This is a genomic window from Candidatus Chloroploca mongolica (genome assembly GCF_004762035.2).
GTDB classification, from domain to species: domain Bacteria; phylum Chloroflexota; class Chloroflexia; order Chloroflexales; family Chloroflexaceae; genus Chloroploca; species Chloroploca mongolica.
This window is the reverse complement of sequence record NZ_SIJK02000006.1, coordinates 110448-133298: the sequence shown is the minus strand read 5'-3', so window position 1 is coordinate 133298 and position 22851 is coordinate 110448. Positions and strand designations below refer to the sequence as shown.

Sequence of the window (22851 nt, the reverse complement as noted above, 5' to 3'; positions counted from 1 at the left end):
CCTTTGCGTCTTTGCGCCTTTGCGTCAAATCATCAGCAACCTGAGTTGACCTTCGGTAGCCCGCCGCAAGCCGCCGCGCTTGAGCGCGTGCGGTTAGGCGGGCTTCTCGTCTGGCTTCAGCCAGATCATTGCGCTCAGTGAACACATGTGCTATACTGCTTCCAATGTGGGTCTTCGGGCTGCACAGCTTTCGCCTTCGGGCGACGCACCTGAACAGCAGGAAATGTTGCCGGTTGCCGCGCCGAACTCCTGCGCGGCGTAAAACATTTCGGGTGTTCCTCGAACTGGTGCAACACGTCCCTTCGGGGACACGGCTCGGACGGAGCCATTAGGCGCCAACGTAGCGGATTGCCGCATGCGTTGCCTAAGAAGCCGCGAGGCTTTTGCCTCTGCGGAGCGTCACAGACTCCTTCGTCACGGCGCGGGCAAGACCTTGCCAGGGTTGAGGCGGCCCCCCGGGTCAAACGAGGCTTTGATGCGGTGCTGCACCGCAAGCTGCGTTGCCCCCAGCGCCTCACGCATAAACGCTAATTTCAGCGTCCCGATGCCATGTTCCCCCGAGAGCGTGCCATCCACGGCGAGCGCAATGCGGAAAATTGCTTCGGCACACGGCCAGATGCGCGCACTTTCGGCAGGGTCACGGGCATCGAAGAGAATATTTGGGTGCAAGTTGCCGTCGCCGGCGTGCCCAAAGACGACGATGGGCAACTGATGGGCTTCGGCGAGTGCTTTGATCAAGCGTACACTCTCGGCAATGCGCGTCAGTGGCACCGCGATATCTTCGCCAAGCCGGTTAGGGCGAATGCGAGCCAGCGCGATCGAGACCGCCCGGCGCGCCTTCCAGAGTTTCGCTTCGTCGCTGGCACTCTGGGCCACCTGGACGAGCCGGGCACCCCCGGTACGAGCCAGCGCGGCGAGCGCCTCGGCGTCGTGCGCTACTGTCTCAGGCTCACCATCGCTGAGCATCAACAGCATGGCCCCCGTCTCGGGGGGCAGGCCAAGGTGCAGGTACGCCTCGACGGCGGCGAGGGTCGTATCGTCCATCAACTCAAGCGCCGACGGCACCAACCCCGAGGCCATGATCTGTTCGACGGTTGCGCATGCATCCTCAAGCTTGGCAAAGAGGGCCATTGTGGTGCGCCGAGCGGGCGGCAGCGGCACAAGCCGCAATGTCACTTCGGTGATCACGGCAAGTGTGCCCTCTGAGCCAACCAGCAGTTGGGCAAGGCTCTGCTCGGCACCTTGCCCGGCGAGACCATCACCCCAGCGCACGATCGTACCATCGGCAAGCACCGCCGTGACGGCGAGCACATAGTCAGAGGTCACGCCATATTTGACACAACGAGGCCCACCGGCATTGCATGCCAGATTGCCCCCAATCGTCGACGCCGTCTGGCTGGAGGGGTCAGGTGGATAAAAGAGGCCCCGTGTCTCGGCGGCCCGTTGGATCTCGGCGGTAATCGCGCCTGCGCCGACGTGGGCAACCATCTGCTCCTTGTCAAGCGTGATCTGGTCAAGCCGATTGAGCCCGAGGATCAGTGCATGCGGCGTTGGCGTTGATCCACCAGCAAGCCCGCTGCCCGCCCCGCGTACCACAACTGGCAAGCCATAGGTTGCCGCAGCACGCATCAAACCAGCAACTTCGCTGGTAGTTGCTGGCAACGCAACCGCCAGCGCCTGTCCAAGCGGTTGTGCAATCGAGGCATCCTGGTCGTAACAGGCAAGATCTTCCCTGCGCGTCAGCAGATAAGTTTCCCCAACCACCGAGCGCAGGGTCGTCAGGATCTGCTCGCGGCCAGTTTGGCGCACCAATCGTTCGTGCAACGCCAGGTCGGACGAGCTTAGCAATGGCGACAATGGAGCAAGGGCCGTCTCGCGCAAGCCTGCCAGCATCAGGTTGTGCTCGGCATCCTGCGTTGGCATCCCCATCTCGGTGGTGATCGTACCGCCGGCCTCGGTCGCAAGAGCCTGCAGAATGCGCAACAACTGTTCAGCTTCATCAGTTGGCGTAGCGAGACCGAGGTGCAACGTCCCGACTCCGGCATCGCCCCAGATAGTGAGGGGCAAGCGGTACCGCGTAGCGAGCGTGCGGGCGCGGGCAACAAAAGCGGGCAAGGCGGAGCGAGGGAGCGTCAGATCACGACGAAGCGCTGTCGATTTCAGATGCGCAGCCGCCAGGTCGTACCACTGGTGCCACGGATCGCCCTCGCCGACAGGCATCACAGTTGCAGCAGTGTCAGCCGCGATCTCCCTCACCAGACCAACCTGGCGCACCAGCAGTGCTGACAGTCCTTCAAGCTCAACAAGCAGCGCCCCAGTGCCATCGGGTTGTTCAGCGACTGGCAGGGCACTGAGCGCAAGCCCTGCATGCACCAATTGGGCAGCCAGGCGACATGCCTCGGCCAGCGAGGGGCAATGCAGAAGCGTTGTTGCGCGATCGGCGGGCAGAGGGCGCAGACTAAAGGTAAACTCGTGGGCAACGCCCAGATCGAGTTGGCTTGCCGCGAGTGCCCGATGCAAGCCATAGCCAGTGGCCCGCTTGATCGTCGGGCCACCAATGCTCAGGTTTGTGCCATCGGGCAACGTGAGCTGCGCCGCACGCAGATAACGCCCAATTGTCCCATAGCCGAAACGTCGGCGACCGCCCGCATTGCAGGCAACCAGATCGGCCAACGTCAGACCAGGCACAAGCGGAAAGATCGGCAACGCAAGCCGATAAGGCGCAAGCTCCTCGTGCAGCGTCTCAATCGGCGTGGTTGCAGGGGCAGTTACCAGCAACGCCCCGGGCTCGACAGCAACTACTTCCACAGATTATCCCAGATGTCTTGAATCGTCGTCTGGACACCCGCAATCGTCTGGCGCACCGGGTCAGGCGACAGGCGGGCATCAAGGCGGGTCCGGCTATCCTCAATGACCTCGCTGAGCAGACGATGGGCCTCGACTGCATAGAGGCGGGTCATCGCATCGGTATAGACCTCGATCAACTCGTGCCGATCGGCCCTGGGCGTTTCGGCCAGCATATTGGTAAGGATTTCGCGTGCATTATCGCGGAAAGACTCAATAGACATAAAAACCTCCCTGTTCGTACTCTCTTCATTATACGACGGGAGGGAAGGCTTTGTTGGGGCTGTGCCCCATACCTATGAAATCCTCGCCTGCGCGGGGAGGGGGTTTGGGGGCCTACGGCCCCAAGAAAAAGGTTTCTGCTGGCGACAACAGCCAGTTTCACTGGCCGTTGTCGCCAGCAGAGGCGCGGCGTGTGAGGGCCGTCGCCCTCACTGGCCATTGTCGCCAGCAGAGGCACGCGAGGGGCGAGGACGGTCGCCCTCACTGGCCATTGTCGCCAGCAGAGGCACGCGAGGGGCGAGGACGGTCGCTCTCGCTGGCCGTTGTCGCCAGCAGAGGCACGCGGCGTGTGAGGGCGGTCGCCGTGTTAACGATCAGGCGACGACGAGCGCAACACTTCACGCGAGCGGCCTCCCTCGGCTGGCCCGACAACGCCCTGTTGTTCAAGCAGATCGATCAACTGGGAAGCCTTGCTATAACCAATGCGGAGGCGGCGCTGCAACAGTGAGGCCGAGGCGCGCTGATGTTGTTGCACCAGATCGATCGCCTGGGTCAAGAGTGCATCCTGTTCATCAACCGAAAGAAATTCGGCGGGGGGCTTAAACGTCTCATCAGACGCACTCGCAGATTGCGTCCCAGTCTCAGCCGGACGAGGCCCGGGCAAGGTTCCGCTAAAGGGCGGGCCATTGACCCCGAGCGAACCACCGGGCTTCTGCGTCGGATTGGTCGAAGTTTCGTCAGGAGGCATCGCCTTGCGCCAGAAGTCAACAATCTTTTCGACCTCGCGATCCGAGACATAGGTACCCTGGATGCGTACGAGTTTGGCGGCATCTGCCGCCATATAGAGCATATCGCCGCGTCCGAGCAACTGATCGGCGCCGGGCACATCAAGAATGACCCGGCTATCAACCTGTGACGTGACGGCAAAGGCAATGCGCGAAGGAAAATTGGCCTTGATCAGCCCTGTAATGACATCAACCGAGGGACGCTGGGTGGCAATAATGAGATGGATACCGGTCGCACGGGCCATCTGGGCGAGGCGACAGATATAGGTCTCGATCTCATCGGGGGCCATCATCATCAGATCGGCAAGCTCATCAATAATGATCAAAATATAGGGCATCGGCTCGAGGTCAGCGCGTTTGCGCGCAAGTTGTTTATAGCTATCAAGATTGCGCACCCCGTGGCGAGCAAAAATCTTATAGCGCCGCTCCATCTCACGGGTTGCCCATTTCAACGTTGGCACCACCCGTTCGAGCTCGGTAACGACGGGCGAGAGCAGATGGGGGATATGATTATAGACAATCATCTCGACCATCTTGGGATCAACCAGGATCAGCTTGAGTTCATCGGGCGTATGGCGCAGCAGCAACCCGCAGAGGAACGTATTGATCGCCACCGACTTGCCCGAGCCGGTCGCACCAGCGACAAGCAAGTGGGGCATACGGGTCATATCGGCAATCATTGGCGTACCGCTCACATCCTTGCCAAGCGGCAGTTTCAGACGAGCGCGGCTCACCTCAAACTCTTCGCCATCCATCACCTCACGCAAACTGACCAGCGCAATCGAGGAATTGGGAATCTCGATGCCCACCGCCGATTTGCCAGGAATCGGGGCCTCAATGCGAATCGACGACGCGGCGAGCGCCAGCGCGAGATCTTTTTCGAGCGAGGTGATCTTGCTAACTTTGACGCCTACCGCCGGCTGCACCTCAAACTGGGTCACTGCAGGCCCAGGATTGACGTGAACGACCTGCGCCTCAACCTTGAAGCTCGCCAGGGTATCTTCAATCAACCGTGAGCGATGGCGAATCACATCATCGCCAACCTGACTAACGATCGTTACCGGATCAAGCATATCCAACGAAGGCAACGGCCATGCGCGATGGACGGAAGCCGTTTCGAAACCATCGAGTGCCTCTTGTACGACCTCGTGGGGCCGGGCGGGTGGCAATTCGACCGACGGTTTAGCGAGAACCGAAGGCACCACGGGGTCGGGCGTAGCAGGAGTAGCCAGAGGAGGCACCACGGTGGTGGCTGGTTCGGGTTTGGTTGACGTCCCAGGCCGTTGAAAGAGACTGGCGCGGGTCGGGCGAGCCGCAATAGGCGTGGGCACAATCGTATCGTCGGTACCCTGAGGTGGCGGCGTAAACGGAAGATCGGTATCGGCACGTGCCGTAGGCTCAGGCCGACGGGAGGCCTGCGAACGGCGCGGCGCACTCCAAAGCAACTGCCAAAACGCCGCCGTACGTGCAACCGCCCCACCGAGCAACTCACGCAGCGTCAGATCAAACGTCAGTAGCACACCGATCAGGCCAATCACAACCGTCACGAGCACAGCGGCCGGGCGCCCAATAATGCTGTCAAAGCCCTGCACGAGCCAGAAACCGGCCCATCCGCCCCCTTCATTCTTGAGCCGAGCCTCGAACGACAGATCATGCACGGGAAACTCGAGCAGGTTGAGAATCGAGGCAATAATCAGGAGTGTCCCGATCAGGTGGGTTGTGGTAAGCCGCGAGTCACGAAACTGCTCTTGAATCAAGATCGCAATACCCAGCAAACCGAGTATAATTGGTACAACAACAGCGCCCCCGCCAAAGGCTTGACGCATCACCTCAACATAGAGCGCCCCAGCCCCACCGGCAATCCCAGTTGCAAAAAAGATCACGGTTACCAGGGCCAGCGTCAACAACCCGAGAGCAAAGAGGTCACGCTGATGTTCAGGGCGCATCAAGGCAGGGGGGGGCGTCGCACGCGCACTTTTTCGCGGTGCTTTGCTGGTACGGGTAGCAGGTTTGCGCCCAGTGGATGGTTTCTTATTGCCTTGTGCGGCCATCTTTACTCCTCGCCGCGTGGCGATCCCTCAAGGTGGTAGTATAGCACACATGCGCGTTGTAGTGATAGGAGAAGCAAATGTGGCGACGGAAGAACAAGTTTGAGCGACAGTTAGATACGCTTGAAACACATGCCTCCGAGGCGGTTGGACAGCTTGCCGGCACGATCCGTGGTCGGTTTGATAACGAAGTAGGCCAAGAAGTGGCCGCTCACCTGAGCCAGCTCGCCCGTCGGGTTGATGAACTCGATTTGAGTGACCAGGTTGCGGAACGGCGGAAAAAATTGGAAAAAGCGGCGAAAAAGGCGAGTCGTCGGGTTGATCGGGCGATCAAGGATCTCGAAAAAACCCGCGGCAAAGTTGCCCGTGACGCACGTGAGCTTGCCTCGCAGGTTGGCGAAAATCTTGAGCATAGTGGTCAGCAGATCGCCACGATAAGCCAACAATCAGTCCCTGAAAAGCCCGGTGGCTGGATTATGCCCACGTTGCTTGGCTTGCTTGTCGGTTTCGGCCTGGGCTTTTTTGTCGCAAAGAAGACAAGCAAAAAAGAGCCCGAGGCGCACTGATGTAAGCATGTAGTTCGATGCGCAAAAAGCCAGCTTAGCTAAGCTGGCTTTTTGCGCATCGAACGCATACGTCGTATTTGCCCTACGACTGATGATCAGACAACGGTGACGGCGGCGAAGCTGCGCCCGTCGCATATTCTTCGACCTGTTCCGCGAGTTTATCAGTGAGCGACAGCCCCATCAAACGCGCCATCCAGCGTGTTTCGTCATAACTATCGAGCAGCACGACGACCAGAACCGTAATTGGCATCGAGAGAAAGGTACCAGGCGGACCTAGAATCCACGTCCAGAAAAAGAAAGCCACAAACACAACGGCAGGTGACAGGCTCAACTCGCGTCCGATCAATGAAGGTGCGATCAGATTCTCCATCGCCAGATTGATCGTCGTAATAATCAAAATCACAATGATCGCCCGCACCAGCCCCTGTTCCGCCAGGGTCAGCAAGAATGCTGGCAAGGCTGCCATCGGAATGCCAACATAGGGAATATAACCCAGCACAAAGATCAAGGCCCCCCAGAGCAACGAAAACGGCACTTGCAGCAAGACCATCCCGATCGTTGAGCCAACGGCAACCGTAAGATTGATATAGGTACGCACCCCAAAATAACGCACCACACTGCCACCGAAAGTGGCAAGCCGATGCACGAGGGGGCTTTGCTCGCCAAGCCCCGAGCTCAGGCGCTTGCGGAGCGACGGCATTTCGATGAGAAAAAAGAGGACCAGTACGGTCACGATCAACGAATTGCCCAGCACGTTGCCGATGCCTGCCAGGATCGATCCCAACACACCCACGAGCGAAACACTATTGAGCAAGCCAAAAAACTGTAACTCATTGGCAACAAATCCATAACTTGCCAACCACTCACGCAGCATTTGCTCTTGTTGCGCGAGCAGACGTTGATACGTGCCAAGTTGTGACGTCAGACGGGTAATTGATACCCCGAGTGCGGTGGTCAGCATCGCGGCAAAGGCGATCATGCCGAACACCATGATCAGCAGCGCAAACCACGAAGCAATACCACGTTTTTGCAGCCAGAGATAGATCGGATTACACAGCAAAGTAATCACAAGGGCCAGAAGCAACGGGTTGAGCAACGGTGCTGCAACCCGCATAGCTCCCAGGATCAGTACCAGCGAAGCGATGATCAACAAAGGGCGCAAGATCGTTGTCGCCTGAGGCTGGGGCAATTCCATAGCCACTCCTCACTCAGTCAAAATGGTTCTCCCTTAGTATACCGTTTTCTGGGGATTTAGGTGACGCTTTTTGCCAACCTGCAGCCCCAAGAATTGTTCCTTCACTGACCAACAAAGCCAGCTACGCTGGCTTTGTTGGTCAGTGAAGGAATTGGTTTTCGCGTACCGTCATCCCCAACTAGGGTTCCAGCAATGGTAAAGCCGACGTGGGTACCACGGTTGGCACAGGGGGCGGAGGATTAGAGGAGGGCAGCACCTGGCTGATCATCAAGATCAGCACCAGGACTGCAATAATCAGCGCCACCAGTTTTGGTGAAAAGCCTTGCTTGCGCGGGGTCTCGTTACGAGCGCGTTGGGCTGGCTCACCTACGGTCGTCGTACCGACGACAAATGCTTTGGCGCTCGTCAAGGCGCGCGAAGCGATGTGCCCAGCCTCGGCGAACGTACGCTCGGTACGCAGTGGCTTGCCCACCGGCGCAGCCTCGCCAGCAACCGCATCAGCAGCCACAGACTGACGAGAGACGCTCGCCATGCGGGTATTAAAGAGATATTCACTCCCAGGAACCACCCACAAACGCGGCGATCCCCAGGCATCCTCGGCATCCGCGAGTGCTGCTCGTCCATCAGTTGTGGCCAGATCAACTGGTTCATCAGCGACCAGCGCTTCATAACATGGCCCACAAAAGGTGGCAACGCCTGCATTATCCAGGTCGCCAAGCGCGAGGGTGGCCAGGCCAAGTCGGTCATGCACGGCCCCCGCAATGCTCGCCAGAGCTGCCGCTTCAGCCCCCAGATCAGCCGCAAGGGTGAGTAAGCGCAACTCCTGGTAATCGCCAATAATGCCAGCCAAACCTGCGGCATCAAGCGCACGACCCAGGCGTAGACGCGCTGCCGCCCCCTGCCCCGTTGCATCAGCAGCAACAAGGTGGAGGGCATGGCACGGCTCTTCAGCTAGGGCCTCACGCAGCATGAACGGGTCAGCATCGCGCAACAGATCAACGACCAGGCGGCCCTCGCGCACTGGTTGCGCCAGAGCATGGCCCAATGGTGCCGCTGCTGCCGCTGCCGCCCCTGGTGCGCACGCAATCAAGAGGCGTATCGGGCCGCTCAAAGGCAAAGCGGGACGCGAACGGGTGATGCGGCCAACCCGAATCAGTGGGTAATCGTCACGGATCGCTGGTTGCCACGGGGTTGAACGCCCCAGCGTGATCCATTCCCAGGGCAGAACCGCCACCTCAGGCAGGGCCATGTGCAACTGAATCTGGACGTGGTTCCCCGCTTCGCTGGCGGTGTGGGCGGCTTCGAGCAGCAATTGATGCACCGGCGGGGGAAAGAGTATCGGCCCGAGCATTTCACCATTGGTCACCATATCATTGGTGAGCATGGGTAACTCGATCTGGGTTTCAATAACTCCGCCCGGACTCGTCGCACGAAGGGTATATCCAGTCGTTCCTTGCCCACTAATGGCGATCTGAAAGGGTATTGCCACTGCCACGCTGCTTACACCTGCCCCTCATAACACTATTGCAACCCGAACGGGTTTGTCAAAGTGTTTGTGTGCTTGCGCGCGGCTACGCCGCACGCAAGCACACAGCACCTTCAAAAATGATGTAGGATTGCAATATAGCATGTCCCTCCCGATCATGTCTAGTGAGTCGCGGCTTATGCCTGGCTACTCAACCAGCAATTCGATCCGCTCACCCTCTTCGGTGTCGTTCCATACGAGCAACCGTCCCGTCGCACCGCGGGCGATGCTCCCCAGCAATTCGTCCCGTGCGGCCTCGCTGAGGTGCGGTACGAGCCGTGCCCCCAGCCGTAGGCCGACATTGATCAGGCCCACAGGGATAGCTACATTGACCTTCTGATGACTCGTGTGGAGATCGGTGACGCGCACCCGTACCAGACGTGTCTGTCCCTGTTGTACTGGGCTTGTCTCTGCTGCCAGTGCATCAAGCAACTGAGCCGCCTCATGCGAAGAGACTTGCCCCGTTTCGACTAATTTCAAGATGCGGTCGCGTGTGTTGAGCATAGGCCTCCGGCGGGAGCTTGGGGGTTACAGCCAACCCAAGCATCTTGCTGGTACAGACGAAAACAGCCAGTACCAACGAGGTTTGTTAGCGCGATCGCCCTAAGGTGAAGGTGTATGAGGCCGTCGCCCTGATGTTTAGAGAAAGAGGGCGTAAACCCCAGGAGCTTTCGCCCTGGGCTAGCAGCCCTTTCCTCTTGAATCCCACGAACTTTCGCCGTGGAAGGCGTCACACGTATAATATACTATCATCCATCCATGTTGAAACTAGAGTGTAAGGGTAGAGCATGATGAAGGCAGCCCTGATGTTTCCCGAAATTACCATTGCTGGTACGCCCTATGAACGTGGGCGTATGTACGGTGCGGCAGTTCCTTCGCGTATTCGTCACAGCATCGCGAGCTATGCGCGCCTTTTTGCCTATCGCCGCGCCCTCGATTGGGCGGCAAGCCAGGCCGAGGCGCTGCGTTTTGTGCCCTTGTTGACCGAGGTGGCCCCTGATCTGCTTGAAGAGATGCGTGGGCTTGCCGATGGTGCCGGGGTTGCGCTGGCCGAGATTGTGGCGCTCAATGTGCGTACCGAGTTGATGGCGGGCATCCCAATTGGCTATTATCACCCCGATGGCGCTGCCGCGATGGCGCGGAATCGCGCCGCCGGGGTGCCGGAACATCCCGACGAGCAGCCGCTGAACCTGGGCATGGTCGCCGATGCGCCTGAACTTGACCGTGATACAGGCGAGTGTACGACCGCCGCTGCCTATGGCCCGGCAACCACCGATGGCCGGATGTTGCTGGCCCAGACCTGGGATTGGCAGGGTGATCAGCGTGCTGCGTGCCTTATGCTCCGGGTGCATGCCCCTGGTGAACCAGCAATCTTGACGATGACCGAAGCCGGGATGCTGGCGAAGGTTGGGCTCAATAGCGCGGGCCTGGTGGTCGGGTTGAATCTCTTACGCTCGCAGAGTGATGGGCAACATGTCGGCATGCCTGTCCATATCTTGCTCCGCAAGATGTTGCAGGCCACGACGTTTGCTGATGCTCGCGCCCTGGCCGATCACGTTCCCGCTGGCGGATCATCCTGTGTCACCCTTGCAACTACCACGGGCCAGTTGGTTAGCCTCGAAATAAGTCCGACTGGTGTGGCTGAGGTCTGGGCCGAAGATGGTTTGCTGGCGCACGCGAACCATTGCGTTGATCAAACCGCCGCCGCTGGCGAATGCCCGCTCGAGGCAACCTCGACCTCGCGTGAACGCCAGGGGCGCGCCTGGGAGTTGCTGCGGATGGGGTATGGTGCCCTTGATGTGCTGACGCTTCAAGCGATCCTGCGCGACCGCCATGAGGCACCACGCTGCATCTGTCGCCTCCCCGATATGCGTGTCCCCCGACTTGACCGGGGCGAGAGCATCTGTGGGCTAGTGCTTGATCCTCACAACGGCGTGATCTATGTTGCGCCTGATGCGCCCTGTCAGGCAGCTTTTACGCCGGTCACCCTGGCCTGATCCGTCTCCTTTGCCGGTGCGAACGACAGCATGGCTGGTGTTGGCACCGGCAAAGGAGACCCTTCATCGGCCAAACTGGCGTTCAAGCTGGGTCGGGGTCATCAGGATCATCGTCGGACGACCATGCGGACAGGTACGCGGGCTGGTGCAGGCTTCGAGTTGCTGCAAAAGCTGGCGCATCTCTTCGAGCGAGAGCGTCTGCCCGGCGCGCACTGAGGTATGGCACGAAAGGGTGGTGAGCATTGCTTCGCGCCAGTCGAGCGGGGTCGAACCACCGCGCCCAGCCAGGTGATCGGCCAGTTCGTGCAAGGCACGGGGCAATTGATCGGCAGGAAGGGTGGCGGGTACAGCGCGTACCATCACGCCTTCGCCCCACTCATCGAGGACAAAGCCCCATTCGGCCAGGCGCTCAGGATTGCCAAGCAGGAGCGCACTTGCTGCCGGGGTCAGGGGCACTGAACGAGGCAGCAACAAGCCCTGCGACTCAACACTGCCCCTCGCAAACTGGGTCATCAGGCGCTCATACGTAATGCGTTCGTGGGCGGCATGTTGATCGATCAGATACATCCCCTCGGGGGCCTCGGCAATAATATAGGTCAATCCGACCTGCCCCACCACACGCAACGGTGGCAGCTTACCGCTTTGACGCAGCGGCTCGGCTGCGGGAAGATCGTTTGCCGTGCGGGGCTGCGGCAAGGCACCCTGCCAGTCACCTGCAGCGTCACTGGAAGCATCACCGTACGCGTTAGCCGTTGGCGGTGGGCTAACTGATGGTGCAAGAGCTTCGCCAGATGAGAAGGGGGCTTCGTTCCCCCCAGCATCCCAACGACTGCGCTCGCGATCCCATGCCGATGCGCCAACCCCCCACGCTGACGGCTCAGGTTCACTCGGGGCCGCTTGCCCAAGCTGGCGCAACTCGAACCGGCGCTGCGCCGTCGCTTCATCAACCTCCCACGTTGGCACCCCGGCCCCAGCGACCAGCGCCTCGCGCACGGCCCGCCCGAGGGTGCCATGCACTTTGGGCGCATAGCGGAACTTGACCTCACTCTTGGTGGGATGCACATTGACATCAACCGCCAGAGGATGCACAAAGAGATTCAGTACCACAAGTGGATGCCGCCCGCGCATCAACATCGTATGGTAGGCATCCTCAACCACCGCAGGCAACGCCCCACGTGGCTGCAACGCTCGCCGATTGGCAAAGAGATGCAGATAGCTACGCGAGCCACGGGTCAGGCCGGGCGGCGAGATCAAGCCCTCCACCCGGATCTCCTGCTCACCTTCGCCAACCTCGGCGGCGACGGGCAGCATCTGGCGGGCGACATCAAGGCCATAGAGCTCGATCAACACGGCACGCAGGTCGCCATCGCCACTGGTCTGCAAAGCCAGGCGCCCTTCGAGTTGCAGCGTAAAGCGCACCTCGGGATAGGCCAGGGCATACTGTTGCACCACCGCGCTGATCGCACTCAACTCGGTGGCCTCACTACGCAGATACTCACGGCGCACTGGCGTATTGTAGAAAAGATTGCGCACACTGAAACTCGTCCCCGGCGAGCACCCCCGCGGGGTACGCGACTGCACCTCACCCCCGGCCAGGCGCAACTCGGTGCCGACCTCTTCGGCAGCGGTACGGCTCACACAGATCACCTGGGCGACACTGGCAATCGAAGGCAGAGCCTCACCACGGAACCCGAGGGTACCAATGCGCCAGAGATCCTCGGAGGTAGTGAGCTTGCTGGTTGCATGCCGTTCAAAGGCGAGTTCCAGTTCGTGGGCTGCAATCCCGCCCCCATCGTCCTGCACCTTCAACTCACGCAGGCCACCGCCACGCGCCTCAATCGCAATGCGGCGCGCACCTGCATCAAGCGCATTCTCCACCAGTTCCTTGATGACCGAGGCCGGGCGCTCAACTACCTCACCGGCGGCAATCTGCGCCGCAACCGTCGCATCAAGCAGCCGAATAGGCATCACACCCTCCTTGTGCGAACATGTTTGCGTGCTTAGTATACCATACCCCAAGAAGCTAAGGAAAACGGGGGCGTGGGGAACGTGGTTCGCCCATTTTCAGCGTAGCCCTGGCAAACGGCCAGCGAAACTGGCCGTTTGCGCCAGCATACCTTTCCTACAAATCTGGGGTCGGGCTACTGGCAGGTGTTGGCAAGGGCGTAGCGGTAGGCAGGGAGGGAGGGAGAGGAAAAAGGGTCGCGGCAGGAGGGACACGTGAGGGCTGGGCGGCGGGGAGCTCTCCAGCCGGAAGGGAGAGCCAGACATAACTCACCGTACTCACCAGGAGCAAGAGCATCACCAGTGCAAGCAGGCCTCCCAGCGGGGTCAGAGGGCGTTCGACCGGTGCGCTACGGGGGGCGGTCACGACGCTGGAGGCATCAGCGGTATGCGTGCGTGGCTCATCATCATCGCCGGTAAGGGTATCAACCTGGGCCACCATCACCGTAATATTATCAACACCACCCCGCTCATTGGCGAGATCAACGAGGCGTTCGACGGCCGCATCAGGCGGCAGCATCCCCGCGAGTTCGGCAATCTCTTCATCGGTAATCAAGCCGTGCATTCCATCCGTCGAAAGAATCACGGTATCACCGGGGCGCAGGGCAAGGGCAAAGAGATCGACCTCCACCTCGGAACTATGGCCAAGGGCGCGGGTAATAATATTGCGAATATTGGAAGAACGGGCCTGGGCGGGGGTCATCAAGCCTGCTGCCACCTGATCGGAAACAAACGAGTGATCATGCGAAATCTGGGTAATCTGGCCCTCGCGTACGAGATAAGCCCGACTATCCCCAACATTCGCGACATAGAGACCACCAGGGGTAAAGAGGGCCGCCACGCCGGTGGTGCCCATACTGCCACGCCCTGCTTCATAGATCGCCCGATTGGCCCCGATAAAGGCCTCACGTAGCATATCCTCAGGTTCGACCTCGGGCCGAAACGCAGAGATAATCGTCTCTACCCCAAGTTCACTCGCAACCTCACCAGCAGCATGGCCACCCATACCATCACAGACAACCAGTAGGTTGATTGAACCAAACTGCTTACTCGCGTAAGCATCCTGGTTAACCTCGCGCCGCATACCAACATGGGTACGGGCACTGAAGCGCACACGCATCGGTTACTCCTCGGGCGAGCTACAAAACATAGGTCAACTCCTCCGACGCCCTATTTCAGCAGACGGGGCAAGACGACCATAGCAGCGGCAACAACGAGCAGCGTCAGAAAAAAAAGATTACCGGTTGAACTGGTTAACAAGATAGCAAGTGCGACCACAATTGCTGCCATAAAGAGACAGCCACGCTGGACACGGGCAATGCTCGTTGCCACTTCATCAGGCTCGGGTGGTGATGTTTTCATGAAAAATAGGGAAGACCCGTTGTTCCTTTCATTGTTGCAAAGCGATCGATTTAGCCACTGGTGTTGATTGGTACCGTAATCGTAACTTTTGTCCCCTGCCCTGGGGTAGAGGCCAGTTCCGCTGTCCCATTCACCAGGCGGGCACGTTCATCGATATTAAGCAACCCAAACGAACCACGCTTTTCGTATGAGCGCATAATTTCGTTCAGATCAAAGCCAATTCCATCGTCTTGCACGACGGCGATCAGGTTATTGCCATCACGTTGGAGACGCACCCAGATATGTTTGGCTCGCGCATGCTTGAGCGCATTATTAATTGATTCTTGAATGATATTAAAGAGCGTCCCCTCGGTTTTCGTTTCGAGGTGGACTTCCTCAAGCCCATCAGCCTCAAGCACGAGTTTGGTACCGGTACTATTCTGCTGAAAGCGTTGCAAATACTGTTCAAGCGTCACTTTGAGGCCCTGCGTTTCGAGCACCAGGGGGCGCAATTCAAACAGCATCGTACGTACCTCGTAAGTCGTACGTTTCGCCAGGGCACTCAGCTTATCGAGTTCATCGAGTACACGCTCGGGGTCGCGTTCGAGCAACCGCTTGATAAACTCAACATTCATCGTGATCGCCGCAACGGCCTGGGCCGGCCCATCGTGCAGATCACGGGCAAGTTGATGGCGAACTTCCTCTTCTTTCGAAATAAGCTTATTCCGCTCTTCCTGGAGATCGAAGATCAACTGGGCATTATGCAGGGCAATAATGGCATAGTTGACCAGGGCGGTTAAGCCTGCGATCTCATCTTCGGCAAACGTTTGAGCGCGCTCGATGGCAAAGACCACGATGCCATAGGTGCGCAAGTTGGCCCGGAGCGGGATGAGACAGGCATACCGACAGTTCGTAAGGCTATCAAAGAGCAGCAGGTCGGGATCGGGGGTGGCAAGATCAAGGATGTGAGGGTTCGGTTTATGCAAGGCCTCGGCGAGCCCAGCCGTGACCTTGATCTGCCGCGCCTGATCACTGATGCTCAAAAGATGGCTTGCGCCAATATACAGTTCGTCGGGCACACCCGCCGAAAGCAGCACCATGCCTGCTGTATAGGGGGTCAGCTTATAACTCTCGCGGAGCGTCACCTCCAGGACTTGCCCATAGTCTACGGTACTCGACAGGGTATAGGCCACCTCATAGAGCGACCGGCTCTGGGCGCGATACGCATGGGCCTCTTCGAGCGCCTTTTCAGCCTCGTGGCGGGCGTTTTGCACACTCGCCCGGTTATTCTCGCTCCAGCGTTCAGCCAACCCGGCGGTAATCCAGGGCACAAAAATCAAGGTCAAACCGCGCAAGAAGAGGGCGACATACTCCAGGAAGCTTGTCTCAAGGTCAGAGGCAAAGACCCGGCGCCAGCCGATAAAGGCAGCGATATAGCAGAGGGCAGCGACGATCCCCGAAAGCAAGCTTATAAGCTTTGTCTGGCGGATGGCCGCATTAATCAATGGGACAAGATAGAGGGGAAAAAAGATGACGATCTGCTCGCCACCAAAAAACATCATCAGGGAGATAAAGCCAATGTCGATGAGATATGTGAGTTCGAGCCAGGAAGCGACAGGTGGAATAAAGAGAGCTATCGTTGCCAGTACGCTCACCGCAACATAGATCCAAAAGACAATGACCAGGGGAGGACTGGCACTGGAGACAGGCCATACAGGTTGATCAGTGAGAAAGTTGGTAATTAAAAACAGCAGCAGGATGGTCAACCAGCGGGCCAGCGCATAAAAACGCTCGCCCTTAGGCAATATCCACTGCTTGGGCTGGAGAGGTTGCGAACCAGACATTTCACTCGCTGTTGTTGTGGCCTTCACATCTAAGAACCATCTTTATTGACAGAACAGGACGTATGTGTGCGGCGCTGGTGCTTGCCCCATATGATGGGTTATGGACTGGTTGTTGGCAAGTTTGCTGCCAACAACCAGTGTTTCAGAAGGCCCTGGCGTATCCAGGCCTCCCTCCTCGTAGCGCAAAGACTAGCCGAGCGTCTTCAAGATATCGAGCGTGCTCCGCACGGCACTGGCCGACTTGGTGAGCAACACCATCTCTTCTTCATTTAACGGCAATTCGATGATTTTCTCGATGCCGCCGGCCCCAAGAATCACGGGAACCCCGAAATAGATATCATTGAGCCCATACTGCCCGGTGAGATAGGCAGCGACGGGAATGACCCGCTTCTTATCCTTCAGCACGGCCTCGACCATCTGGGCCGTTGCAGCGGCGGGTGCATAGTAGGCACTACCTGTCTTGAGCAGATTGACAATCTCGCCGCCGCCCTTGCGTGCGCGGTCGACGATCGCCGCGAGGCGCTCGGGGCCAATAAACTCGGTGACAGGAATACCACCAATCGTGGAGAAGCGGGGCAGAGGCACCATCTCGTCGCCGTGCCCGCCCATCAACATCGCCTGAATGTCCTCGACCGACACTCCGGTCTCCATCGCAATAAACGTACGATAGCGCGCACTATCAAGCACGCCAGCCTGCCCCATCACCCGTTCTTTGGGAAAACCGCTGGCTTCTGCGGCGACGTAGGTCATCGCATCAAGCGGGTTGTTGACCATAATGATCACGGCATTGGGAGAGAGTGGGGCGGCCTGCGAGATGCAGCTGCGGGTAATATCAGCATTGACCTTAATCAGATCTTCACGGCTCATCCCTGGCTTGCGTGGTGCACCCGAGGTGACCACAATGATATCAGAGTCGGCCGTATCAGCATACGAGTTGGTGCCAAGAATCTTGCAATCAAAGCCCTCGATTGGCGCGGCTTCATAGAGATCAAGCCCCTTGCCTTGAGGGACACCCTCAACGATATCAAGCAGAACAATATCGCCAAGCTCTTTGGCGGCTACCCAGTGGGCGGTGGTCGATCCGACGAACCCGGAACCAATGATGCTAATCTTTTTTCGCATAGCCTACTCCTAAACCTCTGCGCTGAGCGCTCGGATAGCAGATGCCTTGTATCACAACAAAAGCCATATGATACGTGTGCATTGTAGCACACTGGACGAAAGATCGGGCAACCTGGCGTTCATCGCTGCGTCCCTGCGGCAACACGGAGTTTCGTCAGCGTCGCTTCGAGATCATCGGTCAGTGGTGAAACAAATTCACGCCAGGTGCCATCGTGGGGGTGACAGAAACCGAGGCGATGCGCATGCAGAAACTGGCGGTTCAAGCCAAAACTCGAGCGCGAACGCCTGCCGCCGTAGGTCTGGTCGCCGAGCACGGGATGGTTGGTATGCAACATATGCACCCGAATCTGATGGGTGCGCCCGGTCTCCAACTGTGCCTCAAGCAACGTATAATCGCCCAACTCCTCGCGCACCCGGTAGTGAGTACGGGCATCGCGCCCGGTTGGGCGGTGGGTGACGGTCATGCGCAACCGGTCAGATGGATGGCGTCCAATGGGGGCATCAATCACGCCTTCATGCTGTTTGAAGCGCCCTGCCACGACAACCAGATAGATCTTGAGCATCTGGCGGGCGCGTTGCTGCTCGGTCAGCGCTTGCATCGCACGATCATGGCGCGCTACCACCAGCAACCCTGACGTATCCTGGTCAATGCGATGGACAATGCCCGGGCGGATCCCGCCGTTGACCTGCATCTCGGGGTAGCGTGACAGCAAGGCGTTTGCCAGGGTACCCCCAGGATGTCCGGGGGCAGGGTGAACAACCATCCCCGCTGGTTTATCGACCACCACAATATCAGCATCTTCGTAGACAATGCACAGCGGGATGGCCTCGGGTTCCAGGCTTGTTGGCTGCGGTGGCGGTACCGTTACCATCACCCGTTCGCCCCCACGTAAACTATGGCTCGCACGTACCATCCGCCCGTTGACAACCACGCGACCTTCGTCAATCAGTTGTTGCACGTATGACCGCGACAGATCCGCGACACTCCGCGCCACAAAGCGATCAAGCCGCTCACCAGAGCCATCAGGGGGAACAAAGAGCTCAAACGAATCAGGCTCTGTGACGTTATCCATAGGGCACTTATACCTCAACATCTTTGCTCAATAACTCACCCAGCAGCGTATCATCGCGGGGAGGAGGCAGGGACACTGGGGCGGGTTCATCGCCAACAAAGATCAGATACGTTGCAAGGGTGATCGTGCCAACAGTAATGGCGCTATCGGCCAGATTGAAGACCGGCCACCAGCCAACGCTGATAAAGTCGACCACATACCCATGACGGATCCGATCCAGCACGTTGCCCAAGGCACCCCCGACAATCAGGCCAACTGCACCTTGAATGAGCCGCCGATGATTGGGCAGATAGACGGCATAGGCGTAGATCAACCCCCCGGTAATGAGTAGTGAGGTCACAATAAAGAGCGCTGATAAGTTCTGGAAAAGACCAAAGGCCACCCCGGTATTACGGGTATAGATCAGCAGAAACCAGCCATCAATCAAATAGATGCTGCGCTGATGGGGTTCTGGCCCAAGCGTATTGATCGCCCAGACTTTGCTAATCTGATCAAGGACAAAGACACTTACCCCCACAAGCAGTGGAAGAAGCCAGCGTTGCGTCTGGGTAGATGGAGATACTGATGCACTCAAGGTTATCTCACTGACTGGTCAGCGTCTCATGCTTGCGTGCACGGCGCTCGGCCAGATCCTCACGCAAAAACTGGTAGATGAGCAGCACTGCCCCGATGGTGATCGCACTGTCGGCCACATTGAAGATCGGGAACCACCCGACACTGATGAAATCGACCACATACCCGAGCCTGATGCGATCAATCAGGTTGCCAAAGGCCCCCCCCATAATCAGGCCCATGCTCGCCTGAATAAGGGTCTGGTGATGGTCGAGATGGGCTGTATAAAAATAGATTGCCCCGGCAACAATGCAGAGAGCGGCCACCGTCAGCAACTCGGGGTGCCCCTGAAACATGCTGAAGGCAACGCCCGTATTGTGTGAATAGACAAGGCGGACCACGCCACCAGGCAGGGCGATCGACCGCGCCATTGTCTCGGGGCCAAGGGTCTGCACAACCCACCACTTGGTCGCCTGGTCAAGCAAGAGAAAGGTACTTGCGATGGCGAGCGGTATAGCCCATATACGAATAGTGTGCGAACGCTGCACAGATACCTCCTAAATGTATGGCGTTGCAACGCCACGTCAGTAGTTTGACGGAGCTTTCATGTCATTATAATAGATTCTACCTCTTTTTTGGAGCGGCAACGCCTTATCTCTAGGGCTTTTGCAAAGTTGTTGGGGTTGCGCCCCAAACCCCAGTTTGTGGTTCGTGTTGGCGGCTTCGCCGCCAACACGAACCGCAAACTCTCGTGGAGCGGCAAAGCCGCTCCACACCCCACCGCCGGAGGCGGCCCTTGCCGCAGTCCTACTTCCATACTAGTGTCCTCTTGACAATAGCCTCACTTAGGGCGTATACTAGTGTCAGATCTACAACAGGCCGTGCGACCGTTTTTGCGACGGGCTGTTAGTGTCAATATGACAATTCCCCGTTCGGTCGCATGGCTCTCTTTGTGGGCGTAGATAGTGTTTAATATACACTAATAAGCACGTGTTAAGCAATGGAGGTTCCGAGGTGTCAGTGTCGCTCTATCATACGCCGCCCGAGGCTGCGGCGGTGCTCGCCGAAGAGATTGCTGCGTTGAAGGCCGAGCGCAACGCGGTGATCCTTGCGCACAACTATGAGTATGGTGAAATTCAGGATCTTGCTGATTATGTCGGCGACTCGCTGGGCATGGCCCAGTATGCTGCCCGCAGCGAGGCCCCGGTGCTGGTGGTCTGCGGGGTTCATTTTATGGCCGAAACGTCGGCGATCCTCTCGCCAGAAAAGATCGTCTTGATCCCTGATCCTGAGGCCGGCTGTTCGTTAGCGGCCTCGATCAACGCTGATCAGTTGCGGGCGTGGAAGGCCGAACATCCCGGTGCCGTTGTCGTCAGTTATGTAAATACCACGGCTGAAGTCAAGGCGGAAAGCGACTATTGCTGTACCTCGGGCAATGCCGAGCGGGTGATCCGGGCGATCCCTGAAGATAAGACGATCCTCTTTTTGCCTGATATGTTTCTCGGCAGCTATCTGCGCCAGCAAACGGGGCGCAACATCGAGATCTGGGCCGGTGAGTGCCATGTTCACGCAGCGATTCGCCCAGCCATGGTTGAACGCCAGCGCGCAGCCTTGCCCGGTGCCGATTTTCTGATCCATCCCGAGTGTGGCTGTGTGAGCAGTACGATGCACTACCTTGCCACTGGTGCCCTGAACCCCGAGGGTACCCATATTCTCTCGACCGAGGGTATGATCCGCCACGCCGCTGCGAGCCCAGCGCAACAGTTTGTGGTTGCCACCGAGATCGGCGTGCTTCACCGGATGCGGAAGGCCAACCCCTCCAAGGAATTTGTGCCGATTGATGAGTCGATTAGTTGCAAATATATGAAGATGATTACGCTGGAGAAGGTGCGTAATAGTCTGCGCGACCTGACCCATCGGGTGACGGTTGAGCCGACGCTCGCGGCACGCGCACGGACGGCCATCGAGCGCATGGTTGCGCTCTGAGCTTGGTCTGCTGGCTTCGGCTACAGCCGTGTCAGGAGCAAAGATGTGGAAAACACTTATGAATAATCTTCCGCGTTATGCGCTCGCAGCGTTGCCGAGCGTTATCTTGAACCGGCATACTGATGTGCTGGTGATTGGTGGGGGGGCGGCTGGTTTGACCGCAGCGTTGACGGCGGCGGCCTATGCCGACGTGTTCGTGCTGGCGCGGGGGCCGCTCCGCGAGAGCAATTCAGCCCTTGCCCAGGGAGGTATTGCGGCAGCCCTTGATGCCGCTGACTCACCGCGAGCGCATGTGGCGGATACGCTGGTCGCCGGGGCCGGGCTGACCGACGAAGATGCGGCGACCGTGTTAGCCAACGAGGCACCAGCCTTGATGTGCGAGTTGGCAACACGCGGGGTTCCCTTCGAGCGCGCCGACGCGATGCATTTTGCCCTTGGGCTTGAGGGCGGCCATTCAGCCCGCCGGATCGTGCATGTCGGTGATGCAACCGGCTGGGCCGTCACGGCTGCGCTGATTGCCGAGGCACGGGCGCATCCGCGTATTCATCTGCTCGAAGGTTGGCAGGCGGTCGATCTCCTTGATCGCCAGGGCCAGATCATTGGTGCGCTTGCCCGTGATCCGCAGGGCCAGTGGCATCGTTTGTTGGCTGGCGCAACGGTGCTCGCCAGTGGCGGGGCCGGAGCCCTCTATGGGTTGACCAGCAATCAACCAGCCGCCCTCGGTGAGGGCATTGCGATGGCTTATCGTGCCGGGGCTGAGATTGCCGATATGGAGTTTGTCCAGTTTCACCCGACGGTCTACCGTACGCCGAACGGCGAGGGCTTTTTGATTACCGAGGCGGCACGCGGCGAAGGCGGGATCTTATTTGCGACGACCGGCGAGCGCTTTCTGCCGGCCTATGATCCGCGGGCCGAACTTGCCCCGCGTGATATTGTGACCCGCGGGATCTATGCTGCGATGCAACGCACTGACAGCGACCATGTCTTGCTTGATCTGACGCATCTGCCATCGGCCCGGATCGAACAGCACTTTCCCACGATCTGCGCCCGGCTGCGTGAGCATGGCCTTGATCCGGTGCGTCAGCCTATCCCCGTGGCCCCCGCAGCCCACTATTTGATGGGTGGAGTGCGAACCGATCTGACCGGCGCGACAAGTCTTCCCGGTCTCTTTGCCGCTGGCGAAGTTGCCTGTACAGGTGTGCATGGGGCCAATCGCCTTGCGTCAAACTCGCTCCTCGAATGCATCGTTTTTGGACGACGGGCAGGTCAGGCTGCGCTGCAATGGGCCGACGCAGAGGATTCACGCCGCGAAGGTGTCCATCTGGAACTGGTTCCCGAACGCAATGTTGCCCTCACGTCGTCACCTGCGCCAGCCGCCTGGCGGGCCAGTCTGGCGACGATTATGCAGACCTGTGCTGGGCCACTGCGTGATGGCGCTGGCCTCGGCGAAGGGTATGTCCAGCTCACCCGGTGGCCCGAGCAGGCCGACTGCGACGATCCTGATGCCATTACTGCTGTCAATGCAGCCATAACTGCGCGTTTAATCCTCCGAGCGGCCAGTTTACGCCAGGAGAGCCGGGGTGGGCATTTTCGCCGCGACTTTCCTCAGGCCAGTGAGACCTGGCGGGGCCATAGTGTCCAGCAACGTTCGCGTGAACCAGCCACCCTTGCCAGTCTAGCTCACTTTGAGCAGATCGCACACGCAGCTGATTGAGGCAAAGTCTCCAGGTAGCTCTATGCTATAATA

The 22851-nt window shown here is 58.7% G+C and carries 18 protein-coding genes; 4 read left to right on the top strand and 14 right to left on the bottom strand.

What is annotated here, in order from left to right; genetic code table 11:
• Window positions 1-414: 414 nt before the first annotated feature.
• The 3 genes from EYB53_RS05395 to EYB53_RS05385 all read right to left on the bottom strand — a co-directional run bounded on the left by EYB53_RS05395 (window position 415) and on the right by EYB53_RS05385 (window position 5902).
• Entirely contained in the window at window positions 415-2808 is a 2394-nt protein-coding gene (locus EYB53_RS05395; RefSeq protein ID WP_135477181.1) for an FAD-binding oxidoreductase, read from the bottom strand.
• Window positions 2799-3068 carry a hypothetical protein gene (locus tag EYB53_RS05390; RefSeq protein WP_097654664.1) on the bottom strand — a complete coding sequence of 90 codons (270 nt, stop codon included), beginning with the start codon at window positions 3066-3068 and terminating at the stop codon, window positions 2799-2801. The genes EYB53_RS05395 and EYB53_RS05390 overlap by 10 nt, the downstream gene beginning before the upstream one ends.
• Before the next feature lie 365 nt (window positions 3069-3433).
• Window positions 3434-5902: an FtsK/SpoIIIE family DNA translocase gene (locus tag EYB53_RS05385; RefSeq protein WP_135477180.1), complete on the bottom strand. Its 2469-nt coding sequence runs from the start codon at window positions 5900-5902 to the stop codon at window positions 3434-3436.
• A 77-nt stretch (window positions 5903-5979) separates the two neighbouring features.
• Here EYB53_RS05385 and EYB53_RS05380 point away from each other — a divergent pair, with 77 nt between their 5' ends.
• Entirely contained in the window at window positions 5980-6465 is a 486-nt protein-coding gene (locus EYB53_RS05380; RefSeq protein ID WP_135477179.1) for a hypothetical protein, read from the top strand.
• 82 nt (window positions 6466-6547) lie between these two features.
• Here EYB53_RS05380 and EYB53_RS05375 read toward each other — a convergent pair whose 3' ends face one another.
• The 3 genes from EYB53_RS05375 to EYB53_RS05365 form a co-directional block, all read right to left on the bottom strand.
• On the bottom strand, window positions 6548-7660 hold the full coding sequence (locus tag EYB53_RS05375) for an AI-2E family transporter (RefSeq protein WP_135477178.1): 1113 nt from the start codon (window positions 7658-7660) through the stop codon (window positions 6548-6550).
• A 178-nt stretch (window positions 7661-7838) separates the two neighbouring features.
• Window positions 7839-9149: a polysaccharide deacetylase gene (locus EYB53_RS05370; RefSeq protein WP_135477177.1), complete on the bottom strand. Its 1311-nt coding sequence runs from the start codon at window positions 9147-9149 to the stop codon at window positions 7839-7841.
• Window positions 9150-9332: 183 nt separating this feature from the next.
• Entirely contained in the window at window positions 9333-9689 is a 357-nt protein-coding gene (locus EYB53_RS05365) for a hypothetical protein (protein WP_135477176.1), read from the bottom strand.
• A gap of 284 nt (window positions 9690-9973) precedes the next feature.
• Here EYB53_RS05365 and EYB53_RS05360 point away from each other — a divergent pair, with 284 nt between their 5' ends.
• Window positions 9974-11182: a C45 family autoproteolytic acyltransferase/hydrolase gene (locus EYB53_RS05360; protein ID WP_254150903.1), complete on the top strand. Its 1209-nt coding sequence runs from the start codon at window positions 9974-9976 to the stop codon at window positions 11180-11182.
• Window positions 11183-11245: 63 nt separating this feature from the next.
• Here the strand turns inward: EYB53_RS05360 and mutL are convergent, their stop codons facing one another.
• The 8 genes from mutL to lspA (EYB53_RS05320) all read right to left on the bottom strand — a co-directional run bounded on the left by mutL (window position 11246) and on the right by lspA (EYB53_RS05320) (window position 19666).
• The gene (gene mutL, locus EYB53_RS05355; RefSeq protein ID WP_135477175.1) at window positions 11246-13150 is read right to left on the bottom strand and encodes a DNA mismatch repair endonuclease MutL; all 1905 of its coding nucleotides are present in this window, start codon (window positions 13148-13150) and stop codon (window positions 11246-11248) included.
• Between the two features lie 154 nt (window positions 13151-13304).
• Window positions 13305-14306, bottom strand: coding sequence for a PP2C family protein-serine/threonine phosphatase (locus EYB53_RS05350; protein ID WP_135477174.1), 1002 nt, complete (start codon window positions 14304-14306; stop codon window positions 13305-13307).
• Between the two features lie 50 nt (window positions 14307-14356).
• On the bottom strand, window positions 14357-14548 hold the full coding sequence (locus EYB53_RS05345; RefSeq protein ID WP_135477173.1) for a hypothetical protein: 192 nt from the start codon (window positions 14546-14548) through the stop codon (window positions 14357-14359).
• A gap of 50 nt (window positions 14549-14598) precedes the next feature.
• The gene (locus EYB53_RS05340) at window positions 14599-16371 is read right to left on the bottom strand and encodes an ATP-binding protein (protein WP_135477219.1); all 1773 of its coding nucleotides are present in this window, start codon (window positions 16369-16371) and stop codon (window positions 14599-14601) included.
• Between the two features lie 189 nt (window positions 16372-16560).
• Window positions 16561-17493 (bottom strand): malate dehydrogenase, encoded by a 933-nt coding sequence (gene mdh, locus EYB53_RS05335; RefSeq protein WP_135477172.1) that lies wholly within the window; start codon window positions 17491-17493, stop codon window positions 16561-16563.
• A gap of 119 nt (window positions 17494-17612) precedes the next feature.
• Window positions 17613-18566 (bottom strand): RluA family pseudouridine synthase, encoded by a 954-nt coding sequence (locus EYB53_RS05330; RefSeq protein ID WP_135477171.1) that lies wholly within the window; start codon window positions 18564-18566, stop codon window positions 17613-17615.
• Window positions 18567-18573: 7 nt separating this feature from the next.
• Complete coding sequence (gene lspA / locus EYB53_RS05325) at window positions 18574-19140, bottom strand: signal peptidase II (protein ID WP_135477170.1); 567 nt, start codon at window positions 19138-19140, stop codon at window positions 18574-18576.
• Window positions 19141-19147: 7 nt separating this feature from the next.
• Window positions 19148-19666 carry a signal peptidase II gene (gene lspA, locus EYB53_RS05320; RefSeq protein WP_205712583.1) on the bottom strand — a complete coding sequence of 173 codons (519 nt, stop codon included), beginning with the start codon at window positions 19664-19666 and terminating at the stop codon, window positions 19148-19150.
• A gap of 466 nt (window positions 19667-20132) precedes the next feature.
• Here lspA (EYB53_RS05320) and nadA point away from each other — a divergent pair, with 466 nt between their 5' ends.
• Together nadA and nadB are read left to right on the top strand one after the other, a co-directional pair.
• The gene (gene nadA / locus EYB53_RS05315) at window positions 20133-21104 is read left to right on the top strand and encodes a quinolinate synthase NadA (protein ID WP_135477169.1); all 972 of its coding nucleotides are present in this window, start codon (window positions 20133-20135) and stop codon (window positions 21102-21104) included.
• A gap of 43 nt (window positions 21105-21147) precedes the next feature.
• Window positions 21148-22818 (top strand): L-aspartate oxidase, encoded by a 1671-nt coding sequence (gene nadB / locus EYB53_RS05310; protein WP_254150901.1) that lies wholly within the window; start codon window positions 21148-21150, stop codon window positions 22816-22818.
• Window positions 22819-22851: the final 33 nt, after the last annotated feature.

Excerpts from the sequence above, each read along its gene's own strand:
- EYB53_RS05390 (WP_097654664.1), bottom strand. The coding sequence starts at position 3,068 with ATGTCTATTGAGTCTTTCCGCGATAATGCACGCGAAATCCTTACCAAT.
- EYB53_RS05385 (WP_135477180.1), bottom strand. The coding sequence starts at position 5,902 with ATGGCCGCACAAGGCAATAAGAAACCATCCACTGGGCGCAAACCTGCT.
- EYB53_RS05380 (WP_135477179.1), top strand. The coding sequence starts at position 5,980 with ATGTGGCGACGGAAGAACAAGTTTGAGCGACAGTTAGATACGCTTGAA.
- EYB53_RS05375 (WP_135477178.1), bottom strand. The coding sequence starts at position 7,660 with ATGGAATTGCCCCAGCCTCAGGCGACAACGATCTTGCGCCCTTTGTTG.
- EYB53_RS05365 (WP_135477176.1), bottom strand. The coding sequence starts at position 9,689 with ATGCTCAACACACGCGACCGCATCTTGAAATTAGTCGAAACGGGGCAA.
- EYB53_RS05360 (WP_254150903.1), top strand. The coding sequence starts at position 9,974 with ATGATGAAGGCAGCCCTGATGTTTCCCGAAATTACCATTGCTGGTACG.
- mutL (WP_135477175.1), bottom strand. The coding sequence starts at position 13,150 with ATGCCTATTCGGCTGCTTGATGCGACGGTTGCGGCGCAGATTGCCGCC.
- EYB53_RS05350 (WP_135477174.1), bottom strand. The coding sequence starts at position 14,306 with ATGCGTGTGCGCTTCAGTGCCCGTACCCATGTTGGTATGCGGCGCGAG.
- EYB53_RS05345 (WP_135477173.1), bottom strand. The coding sequence starts at position 14,548 with ATGAAAACATCACCACCCGAGCCTGATGAAGTGGCAACGAGCATTGCC.
- EYB53_RS05340 (WP_135477219.1), bottom strand. The coding sequence starts at position 16,371 with ATGTCTGGTTCGCAACCTCTCCAGCCCAAGCAGTGGATATTGCCTAAG.
- mdh (WP_135477172.1), bottom strand. The coding sequence starts at position 17,493 with ATGCGAAAAAAGATTAGCATCATTGGTTCCGGGTTCGTCGGATCGACC.
- EYB53_RS05330 (WP_135477171.1), bottom strand. The coding sequence starts at position 18,566 with ATGGATAACGTCACAGAGCCTGATTCGTTTGAGCTCTTTGTTCCCCCT.
- nadB (WP_254150901.1), top strand. The coding sequence starts at position 21,148 with ATGTGGAAAACACTTATGAATAATCTTCCGCGTTATGCGCTCGCAGCG.